Origin of the sequence: Janthinobacterium sp. EB271-G4-7A (assembly GCF_020858075.1) — a bacterium.
Lineage (GTDB): Bacteria > Pseudomonadota > Gammaproteobacteria > Burkholderiales > Burkholderiaceae_D > Janthinobacterium > Janthinobacterium lividum.
The window spans coordinates 416,267-425,378 of record NZ_JACYMI010000004.1; the positions used below are offsets into that span (position 1 = coordinate 416,267).

The 9,112-nt window shown below is 61.5% G+C and carries 8 protein-coding genes; 7 read left to right on the plus strand and 1 reads right to left on the minus strand.

The features are described from left to right. Window positions 1–3 precede the first annotated feature (3 nt). From IGS58_RS24815 to IGS58_RS24845, 7 genes are all read left to right on the plus strand, one after another. A complete protein-coding gene (locus IGS58_RS24815) occupies window positions 4–885 on the plus strand; it encodes an N-acetylmuramic acid 6-phosphate etherase (RefSeq protein WP_230522951.1) in 882 nt (293 codons plus the stop codon). Between the two features lie 45 nt (window positions 886–930). Beyond that, a complete protein-coding gene (locus IGS58_RS24820; RefSeq protein WP_230522952.1) occupies window positions 931–2,241 on the plus strand; it encodes an MFS transporter in 1,311 nt (436 codons plus the stop codon). 91 nt (window positions 2,242–2,332) lie between these two features. Continuing rightward, complete coding sequence (locus tag IGS58_RS24825; protein WP_230522953.1) at window positions 2,333–3,994, plus strand: glycoside hydrolase family 10 protein; 1,662 nt, start codon at window positions 2,333–2,335, stop codon at window positions 3,992–3,994. A 94-nt stretch (window positions 3,995–4,088) separates the two neighbouring features. Next, window positions 4,089–5,036: an N-acetylglucosamine kinase gene (locus IGS58_RS24830; protein ID WP_230522954.1), complete on the plus strand. Its 948-nt coding sequence runs from the start codon at window positions 4,089–4,091 to the stop codon at window positions 5,034–5,036. 30 nt (window positions 5,037–5,066) lie between these two features. Then, window positions 5,067–5,867: an N-acetylmuramoyl-L-alanine amidase gene (locus IGS58_RS24835; protein ID WP_034752412.1), complete on the plus strand. Its 801-nt coding sequence runs from the start codon at window positions 5,067–5,069 to the stop codon at window positions 5,865–5,867. A gap of 83 nt (window positions 5,868–5,950) precedes the next feature. Beyond that, on the plus strand, window positions 5,951–6,853 hold the full coding sequence (locus tag IGS58_RS24840; protein WP_230522955.1) for a LysR family transcriptional regulator: 903 nt from the start codon (window positions 5,951–5,953) through the stop codon (window positions 6,851–6,853). Further along, window positions 6,853–7,467: a M15 family metallopeptidase gene (locus IGS58_RS24845; RefSeq protein ID WP_230522956.1), complete on the plus strand. Its 615-nt coding sequence runs from the start codon at window positions 6,853–6,855 to the stop codon at window positions 7,465–7,467. The genes IGS58_RS24840 and IGS58_RS24845 overlap by 1 nt, the downstream gene beginning before the upstream one ends. Here IGS58_RS24845 and IGS58_RS24850 read toward each other — a convergent pair whose 3' ends face one another. Further along, window positions 7,468–8,847 (minus strand): sodium-dependent transporter, encoded by a 1,380-nt coding sequence (locus IGS58_RS24850; protein ID WP_230522957.1) that lies wholly within the window; start codon window positions 8,845–8,847, stop codon window positions 7,468–7,470. It abuts the gene before it with no gap. Between the last annotated feature and the right edge of the window lie 265 nt (window positions 8,848–9,112).

The window sequence follows — 9,112 nt, forward strand, 5'->3', positions numbered from 1 at the left end:
ATCATGTTGAAAACTGAAACTCCGAGCCGGCGGCATCCGGATCTGGACCTGTATCCGGTGGAGCAACTGGTGGCGGCGCTGGTCGATGACCAGTTCTGGGCCGTCGAGGCCGTGCGGCTGGCGTCGCCCGACATCGCTGCGGCCATCACGGCCGCCCTGCCCCGCATCGCTGCCGGCGGCCGCCTGCTGTACGTGGGCGCGGGCACGTCGGGCCGCCTGGGCGTACTCGACAGTGTCGAACTCAATCCCACGTTTTCGTGGCCGCCCGAGCGGGCCGTCGCCATCCTGGCCGGCGGTGCGGGCGCCATGTTCACGGCTGTCGAAGGGGCGGAAGATAATTTGCAGCAAGGCGAGGCGGACTTGCTGTCCCTGCAGCCGCAAGACAATGACGTGGTGATCCTGCTGGCCGCCTCCGGCGCCACGCCGTATGTGCTGGGCGCCCTGCTGGCCGCGCGCAAGGCGGGTGCCTTGACGATAGGCATCGCCAACAATGTGGATGCGCCCGTGGCGCACGAGGCGCAATGCGGCATCGTGCTCGACACGGGCACGGAAGTCATTTCCGGCAGCACCCGCCTGAAAGCGGGCACGGCGCAAAAAATCACCCTGAACACGATTTCCAGCGCGCTGATGGTCGGTTTGCATAAAACTTACGGAAACTTGATGGTAGACTTGAAGCCGACCAACGCCAAGCTGATCTGGCGGGCGGTGCGTCTCACCATGCACGCCACCGGCGCCAGCGAAGTGCAGGCCAGGACCGTGCTGGAGCAATGCCACTATCACGTCAAGGTGGCGATTGTTGCCTTGATCAAAAAAATCAACACAAACCAGGCACAGGCATTGTTGGCCGGCGCGGACGGCAGTGTGCGGGCGGCACTGGCGGCGTGATCCGATGGCGCGGCATTCTTCTGTCTGGGAGACAACGAAGGATGTATGGAGCTAGTGAAACAAACCGTCCCGGCGCGCGCAAATAAGCCGTCAAATAAGCCGTGGCTGTGGATCCCTTCCCTGTATTTTGGCCAGGGCATCCCCTATGTAGTGGTCATGACACTCTCCGTGATCATGTACAAGAACTACGGTTTTTCCAATACGGATATCGCGCTGTATACGAGCTGGCTGTACTTGCCGTGGGTCATCAAGCCCCTGTGGTCGCCCTTTATCGACATGTACCGCACCAAGCGCTTCTGGATCGTCGGCTTGCAGCTGGTGATCGGCGCCGCGCTGGCGCTGGTGGCCCTGACGACGTCGCTGCCGCACTTTTTCCAGATCAGTCTGGCCATCTTCTGGCTGATGGCCTTCAGTTCCGCCACGCATGATATTGCCGCCGACGGTTTTTATATGCTGGGCCTGGAAGAACACCAGCAGGCGGCCTTTGTCGGCGTGCGCAGCACGTTTTACCGCCTGGCGATGATCGCCGGCCAGGGCGGCCTCGTGTATCTGGCTGGCTATCTGACGCATGCGACGGGCAATGTGCAGCTGGCCTGGTCCGTCGTGTTTGCGATTTTGGCGGGCCTGTTCATCGCCCTCTTCCTGTACCACTATTTTGTCCTGCCGAAACCGCAGGATGACCGCCCCAGCATCCAGGGCGCTGGTATTTCTCCTCTGCAAGAGTTTGTCGCCACCTTTGCCTCCTTTTTCAAGAAGAAGGATATTCTCGTCATCCTGGGCTTCTTGCTGCTGTTCCGCCTCGGCGAAGCGCAACTGCTCAAATTGGCCGCGCCCTTCCTGCTCGACCCCGTTGCCAAGGGCGGCCTGGGCCTCAGCACGGAACAGGTAGGCCTCGTCTACGGCACCATCGGCGTCATCGCCCTGACCTTGGGCGGCTTGCTGGGAGGATTCATCATTTCCCGCTTCGGCTTGAAACGTTGCCTGTGGATCATGGTGCTGTCCGTCCACTTGCCCGACCTGGTGTTTGTCTATCTGGCCACCGCTTTGCCCAGCAGCATCTATGTGATTGCCGGTGGCATCGCCCTGGAGCAATTTGGCTATGGCTTCGGTTTTGCTTCGTATATGTTGTACATGATCATGGTCTCCGATGGCGCCCATAAAACGGCCCATTACGCCATCTGCACGGGCTTCATGGCCCTGGGCATGATGCTGCCGGGCATGGCCAGCGGCTGGATCCAGCAAATGCTCGGTTACCAGCATTTCTTCATCTGGGTTTGCATCGCCACCATTCCTGCTTTCATCATGGCCGCGCTGGTCAAGATCGATCCCGAATTCGGCAAGAAGGCCGAGGCCTGATTCTTTTGAACCGTGCGCCCGCAAGGATGGCGGGCGCACAGTAAAATGCCCGCACCGATAGACCTGCGCTTCACCACTGCAAGGAATTGTTTTGTTGTCTACTTTCAAAAAACGCCTGGGCGCCAGCGCCGGCGTACTGGCCGCGCTGGCCACCGCTACATTGCTCAGCAGTTGTACCAGTACCAGGCTGCCCTCCGCGGTGACGCCAGGCGAAGCGGGTTTGCCGGCCGTGCCGCCCGTGCAGCACATCACGGGCGAAGTGCCGCCGCCAGCACCGCGCGAGTTCCGCGCCGCCTGGGTCTCGACGGTTGCCAATATCGACTGGCCCAGCCGCAGCAATTTGCCTGTCGCCAAGCAGCAAGCGGAAGCGCTGGCCATTCTCGACCGCGCCAAGTCCTTGAATCTGAACGCGATTGTGCTGCAGGTGCGGCCCAGCGCCGACACGATTTACTCATCGCAACTGGAGCCGTGGTCGGAATACCTGACCGGTAAGCAAGGCCAGCCGCCGTTGCCCATGTATGACCCGTTGGCCTTCTGGGTGGCGCAGGCGCATGCGCGCGGCCTGGAATTGCACGCCTGGTTCAACCCCTACCGTGCCCGTCACGCGACGGCCAAGTCGCCGCTGGCACGCGACAGTTTCGCTTCCACCAACCCGGCGTCCGTCAAGCAATACGGCCGCTACCTGTGGATGGACCCGGGCGATGCCGCCGCCTCCAGGCACACGACGGACGTGGTGCTCGACGTGGTGCGCCGCTACGATATCGACGGCGTGCATATCGACGATTACTTTTATCCGTATCCGATCGATGCGCCTGGCGCCGGTGCGGGCGCCGAGACGGCTGCGCTGGATGCGGGCAATGGCGGCGCCAAGCGTGAACTGCCGTTCCCCGATGAGCCTTCCTGGCAGCAATATTTGCTGGCCGGTGGCCAGCTGGACCGCCCTTCCTGGCGCCGCCAGAATGTCAACCAGCTGATCGAAGCCTTATATACAGGCATCCACCGCGAAAAGAGCTGGGTGCGCTTCGGCATCAGCCCGTTCGGCATCGGCCGTCCTGACCGCCGCCCGGCCGGCATCGTTGGCTTCAGCCAGTACGATAAATTGTATGCGGATGCGGAACTGTGGCTGGCCAAGGGCTGGCTCGATTACCTGTCGCCGCAGTTGTATTGGCCCGTGGCGCAGGCGCCGCAAGCGTTTGGCGTGCTGCTCGACTACTGGCTGGCGCAAAATCCGTATGGCCGCCACGTGTGGCCCGGTTTATACACGAGCCGCATCGACAATTCCGCCAAGTCCTTCACGCCGCAAGAGATCATCAAGCAGATCGAAGTGACACGCACGCGCCCCGGCGCGAATGGACAAGTGCATTTCAGCATGGTGCCGCTGATGCAGAACCGCAAGGGTGTCAGCGAGCAACTCAAGGCGACCGTATATCAAAGCCCTGCCCTGATTCCCGCCACGCCGTGGCTGGGCAAGGAAGCACCGGGTACGCCCGTGCTGGCCTTGCGCCGCGATTCCACCAGCCTGAACATCAAATTGACGGCGGGCGGCGGCAAAGCCGTGGCGCAGTACGCGGTATGGGCCCGCTACGGCGAAGACTGGCGCTTTACCGTGGTCACGGGCGTGCAAGGCGAGCTGACCCTGGTCGACGATGCCATTGGTAAAGTCAATGCGGTAGTGGTCAGCGCCGTGGACCGCCTCGGCAATGAAAGCCCCCGCGTTACCGTGCGCGCACCGTTTACGGCTCCCGCCAAGTAGTTGTTGACCGTTCACCGCTAGTCCATAACCTGCAGGCATGAAACATGCGCAAGCTTTCATGCCTGCAAGCTCAGCTTGGCTTTACACTCATGCCATGATTTCCTTCCCTGTAACCAATATTGACACTGCCGTGCTGGGGCTGGGCATCGACGCGGGCGGCACGCAGACGCGCTGGGCCCTGGCCAACGGGGACGGCGTCATCGTGGCCGATGGGGCTGTGGAAGGCTTGTCTGCCTTGCAAATGAGCAGCGCAGCGGGCCGCGCGGCCGTGCACGCCGCATTTTCCAGACTGTGCCAGGCCGTGCTGGCCGTTGGCCAACCGCGCGCCGTGGTGGCGGGCTTGACGGGCTTTGGTGGCGACGATGTGGCGCTGGCCCACATGCTGGCGACCCTGCTGGCGCTGGACGTCGGCGACGTGCGCTTGGGCAACGATATCGATATCGCTTATCGCGACAGTTTTGAACCCGGCGAAGGTTATCTGGTCTACGCTGGCACGGGCTCGATTGCCGCCTGGATCGATGCGGATGGCGTATTTCATCGCGCAGGCGGGCGCGGCGTGCTGCTTGACGATGGCGGTGGCGGTTACTGGATCGCGCGCGAAGCCTTGCGCTACATCTGGCGCCGCGAAGACGAGGCGCCTGGCAGCTGGCAAGACTCGCCCATGGCCGAAGCCGTGTTTGCGCAACTGGGCGGCAGTGACTGGTCGCTGTCGCGCGCCTTCATGTATGGCCAGGACCGGGGCGCCATCGGCCGGCTGGCGCTGGCCGTGGCCGCCAGTGCGGAAAGTGACCCGCTGGCGCTGGACATCTTGCAGCGCGCGGGACAGGAACTGGCGCGTCTGGCGCTGGCCTTGACGACGCGCTACGGTCCCCGTCCTGTCGTGCTGGCGGGCCGCGCAGCGCAATTGCACCCGGCCATCGCGGTTGCCATGCGCGCCGCTTTGCCGGTATCGTTGATGATGGAGCAAAAAGTTGCCCGTTCGCATGAGGCTGCGGCCAAGGTGGCAGCCCGGGCAGCCAGCCAGCGTACTGGCAAGAACTGAACATTTTACCAACCCGAACACGGATCTTTCATGAAAAAAATCGCCCTCGCCCTGCTGGTGGCCCTGCTCTCCGCCTGTACCACGCCCGCGCCGCACCTCGACCACAGCTTGAACGCGCGCAGCCAGAGCCCGCGCGTGAAATTCATCGTCATCCATTACACCGTCAGCGACCTGCCCCGCTCGATCAAGATCCTGACGGAACAAGTGGTCAGCAGCCATTATTTGCTGACGGACACCGACAAGCCGAAGTTTTACGTGCTGGTCGACGAATCGCGCCAGGCCAATCATGCGGGTGTGAGTAACTGGAAGACTTATACACAGCTGAATGTCAGCTCAATCGGTATCGAGATCGTCAACCCGGGCTACAAGGACACGCCGGAAGGCCGCCTCTGGTATCCATTCCCCCAGGCACAGATCGATGAGTTGATTCCACTGCTGAAAGATATCCAGGCCCGCTACAACATCGCGCCGGAAAATATCCTTGGCCATAACGAGATCGCCCCACAGCGCAAGCAGGATCCGGGCCCCCTGTTCCCTTGGCGCCAGCTGGCCGATGCGGGCCTGATCGTCTGGCCTGACGCGAACAGAGTGGCTGCGCAGCGCCTCATTTTTGAGCAGCAAGTGCCGGACGCCGTCTGGTTCCAGAAAAAGCTGGCCCAGCACGGCTATGCGACGCCGAACACGGGCGTCTTCGATGAAGCGACGCGCAATGTGCTGATCGCTTTCCAGATGAAATACCGCAACACCTTGTTCGATGGCACGCCCGATGGCGAAACGGCGGCCCTGCTGGAAGTGCTGACGACGCCGGCCCCAGCTGTTGTTGCAAAGTAGCATAGCCGTTCCAGCCCATGACTTTTTCTTATATGCTGAACGTTGAAGGCCCAGGTGGCCACGGCAAGGTAAAGGAATAGCTCATGCGGCTGCGTCATATCGAAGTGTTTCACGCCATCATGCAAGTTGGCACCATCAGCGGTGCGGCCCAGGTGCTGCATATTTCGCAGCCGGCCGTGACCAAGGTCTTGCAGCATTGCGAATTGCAACTGGGCATGCCGCTGTTCGAGCGCGTACGGGGCAAGTTGTATCCGAAGCCCGAGGCACACCGCTTGTTTGTCGAGACGGAAAAGCTCAACCGCGATTTATTGGGCATCCGCCGCCTGGCAGCCAGCCTGAAGGGTCATGCGGTGGAAACCATCCGCCTGGTCTCTACGCCGACGATCGCCATCAGCGTCTTGCCGTTTGCCATGACGGAGTGGCGGCGCGACTTCCCCCACACGCGTTGTCAGCTGGCTACCCACCACACGGGCGAGATCGTCAATACCTTGCGGCTCGGTGAAGCGGATCTGGCCGTGTCGCTGCAAGACCCGCGCCATCCGGGCATCGTGGCTGAACCCATCGCGCAGGGCGTCATGACGGTGATTGCGCCGGCCGGCACCTGGCATGCGGCCGATTGCGGCATGCCGTTGACGGCGCATGGCCTGAACGGCGAGCTGATCGGCCATGCGGACAACGATCCGCTGGGCGAACTGGTGGTCGCCGCCTGCGAGGCGCAGGATATCCACCCCGTCTTTTCTACCGTGGTGCAGACCTATCAAATCGCCCGTTCCCTGGTGGAAGCGGGCGCCGGCATGGCCGTGGTCGATCCTTTTACGGCCGCGTCCGGCTCGCCTGAGCGCCTGCAGCGCCGTCCTTGGGCGCCCACCATCCCCATCCAACTGTATTTATTGACGGCGAGCCACTCGCCGCTGTCGCATGGCGCGCGGCGCCTGGCCGACAGCATCGGCGTGGCGGCGCGCAACTGCCTGGAAAGAGGAGTCTGATGTCTGTTGCAAGTTTGCAATTAGAAGCGGTCGGCAGCGATCCGCAATTTCGCCACCTGAGCAGCATCGCCGGCATCGCCGTCGACTTGCGCTATGCCACGCCCGACAATTTCGTCGGCCGCGACTTATACAGCCCTATCGATTGCGCCTGGCTGCACCGCGATGCGGCGGCCGCCCTGGAAAAAGCCGTGGCCTGGCTGGCCGTGAAGCGTCCCGATCATCATTTATTGGTGCTCGACGCCTTGCGCCCGCAGCGGGTGCAGCAGCAACTGTGGGATGCGCTGCAGGGCACGGAGTTGCTGGGCTATATCGCCGAACCGTCGCGTGGCTCGATCCACTCGTTCGGCATGGCGCTCGACATCACCATCGTCGGCCCGGATGGGCAGGAACTGGACATGGGGACTGGCTTTGACGATTTAAGTGAGCGCTCGCACCCGGCGCTGGAGCTGGTTTTGCTGGAGAAAGGGGAAATTGCCGAGGAACATGTGGCGCACCGCCGATTGTTGCGCGACGCCATGTTCCAGGCGGGCTTCTTCGGCATCAACAGCGAATGGTGGCATTTCGATTGCGGCGACCGGGTGCTGGTGCGCCAGACCTACACCCGGGTTCTCTGATTAGAAGACCTGTAAACCCTTCAGCATCACGATCAGGATCAGTACGGGCGAGACAAAGCGCAGCAGGAACAGCAGCACATGCGCCAGGGTTTTATTTTGCAGCTGGCCATGGTTGCTGATCGCATCAATGAAATGGTCCTTGCCCCAGGCCCAGCCTGTAAACAAGGCGATCGCGATGCCACCCACGGGCAGGAAGATATTCGACGAGACGAAGTCGAACAGATCAAACATATTCAGATTGAATAACTTGAAGTCCGCCAGCGTGCTGTTACTGAGGGCGCATACGGAACCGAGCACGGCCAGCAGCAGCATGGTCACGATGGTGGCCCTGGTGCGCGTCCAGCCGAAACGTTCATGGAAAATCACGACGGGCACTTCCATCAGCGACAGCATCGCCCCCGTGGCGGCCACGGCAGCCAGGATGAAGAACACCACCATCAGAGCTTGTCCCATCGGAATTTGAGAAAACACGGCGGGGATCGTGATGAACACCAGCGACGGTCCCGCGCTGGGGGCGAAGCCAAAGGTGAACACGGCGGGGAAGATGGCGATGCCGGCCAGCATCGATACGCCGAGGTCGGCCGCCATCACGCGCAAGGTGGTGACGGGAATATTCTGGTCGTCGCGGAAATAACTGCCGTACGTCATCATCGTACCCATGCCAACAGACAATTTAAAGAAGGCCAGGCCCATGGCCGTCAGCACGACGGAAGCCGTCAGCTTGGAAAAATCGGGACGGAACAGGAAAGCCAGGCCTTCGCCCGCTTTATCCAGCGACAGGCTGACCGCGCACAGCAGGAGCAACAGCAGGAACAGCAGTGGCATGAGTTTCTTGGCGATCGCTTCGATGCCCTTGGTCACGCCCAACATCAATATGCCGCCGATAAACAGCAGCACGCCCCATTGCCACAACAGCGATTGCAGGGGATTGCTGATCAGCGAAGCGAAGGCCGCTTCCGTCACCAGTTTGTCGCTGCTGAGGATGGAGCCGTCGATGGCCTTGGCGATATAGGCAAACACCCAGCCCACCACTTCCGAGTAAAACGCCACGATCAGGAAGGCGGCCACCATGCCGATGACGCCGACCAGCCACCAGGGCTTGCCCTTCGGCGCCAGCTGTTCCATGGTGGAGATCGGGTTGACCTTGGCGCGGCGTCCCAGGGTGATTTCCGCGATCATCACGGGCAGTCCCACTAATAAGGTAGCGAGCAGATAGATGAGCAGGAAGCCGGCGCCGCCATTGGCGCCCGTCAGGTAGGGGAACTTCCAGATATTGCCGAGACCGACTGCGGAACCGAGGGTGGCGGCGAGCACGCCGAAGCCAGTGGTAAAGCCAGCCCGTTTCAGGGTCAGGCCTGATCCTTGAGCTTGTTGTTTCATGGTGAATCTTCTATGGTGGGACGCGAATGTGCGCTGAGGGGGCGAAATTGTAGCAGTTGGCCGCAAATACCCGGGAAAAGCCTTGCTTCCGCTGGGGCGCTTTGCTATAGTTCGCCTCCCCAATGAGACGCACTAGTTTGCGGCACAAAAGGGACAGCCTTCAGGGGCTGGGTAGTAGAAAAGAAGGTGTTGACGATTGTGCTGAAATGCTTCATACTCTTCCTTCTTCGCAGCTGACAAACACAACGCTTTGTCGATAGCGCGA

What these genes read in the sequence shown, in the direction of transcription:
- IGS58_RS24815 (WP_230522951.1), top strand. Translation starts at nt 4, where the DNA reads ATGTTGAAAACTGAAACTCCGAGCCGGCGGCATCCGGATCTGGACCTG.
- IGS58_RS24820 (WP_230522952.1), top strand. Translation starts at nt 931, where the DNA reads ATGGAGCTAGTGAAACAAACCGTCCCGGCGCGCGCAAATAAGCCGTCA.
- IGS58_RS24830 (WP_230522954.1), top strand. Translation starts at nt 4,089, where the DNA reads ATGATTTCCTTCCCTGTAACCAATATTGACACTGCCGTGCTGGGGCTG.
- IGS58_RS24835 (WP_034752412.1), top strand. Translation starts at nt 5,067, where the DNA reads ATGAAAAAAATCGCCCTCGCCCTGCTGGTGGCCCTGCTCTCCGCCTGT.
- IGS58_RS24840 (WP_230522955.1), top strand. Translation starts at nt 5,951, where the DNA reads ATGCGGCTGCGTCATATCGAAGTGTTTCACGCCATCATGCAAGTTGGC.
- IGS58_RS24845 (WP_230522956.1), top strand. Translation starts at nt 6,853, where the DNA reads ATGTCTGTTGCAAGTTTGCAATTAGAAGCGGTCGGCAGCGATCCGCAA.
- IGS58_RS24850 (WP_230522957.1), bottom strand. Translation starts at nt 8,847, where the DNA reads ATGAAACAACAAGCTCAAGGATCAGGCCTGACCCTGAAACGGGCTGGC.